Origin of the sequence: Streptomyces ochraceiscleroticus (genome assembly GCF_000720485.1) — a bacterium.
In the GTDB taxonomy this organism is placed as follows: domain Bacteria; phylum Actinomycetota; class Actinomycetes; order Streptomycetales; family Streptomycetaceae; genus Streptomyces; species Streptomyces ochraceiscleroticus.
Genome location: NZ_JOAX01000118.1, coordinates 1 through 307, shown reverse-complemented (window position 1 = coordinate 307; position 307 = coordinate 1). Strand labels below are relative to the sequence as shown.

Annotated in this window: 1 protein-coding gene; it reads right to left on the bottom strand. The window is 68.1% G+C overall.

Annotation, left to right across the window (positions count from 1 at the left end):
- A partial coding sequence (locus tag IG84_RS0137460) for a carbonic anhydrase (RefSeq protein ID WP_281179415.1) occupies window positions 1-307 on the bottom strand: 307 nt, incomplete at both ends.

The following is a 307-nucleotide window of genomic DNA, read 5'->3' as shown; positions in this document are numbered from 1 at the left end:
GCGCAGTCGTCGCTCCTGGAGGCGGCGTGCGACGCAGGGGTAGGAGCGCAGGTGTTTGAGCTGTGTTTCCAAGTGGCGTTGTGTTGCGGCGCCCTTGCGTGGGGCGGCGGGCCTGGAGTGGTACTCCGCGCGCTGCAGCCAGCGGTTGAACAGGGCCATTCCCGGTGGCTGTTTGTCGGTCACCATGCCTTGCACCGCGTCGCAGCATGAGTGTCCGCAGACGACGATGTTGGGGACCTGCAGTGCGATGACCGCGAATTCCAGGGTGGCGCCGACGCCGCAGTCGGCCTCGGACCTGTGGCGCGGG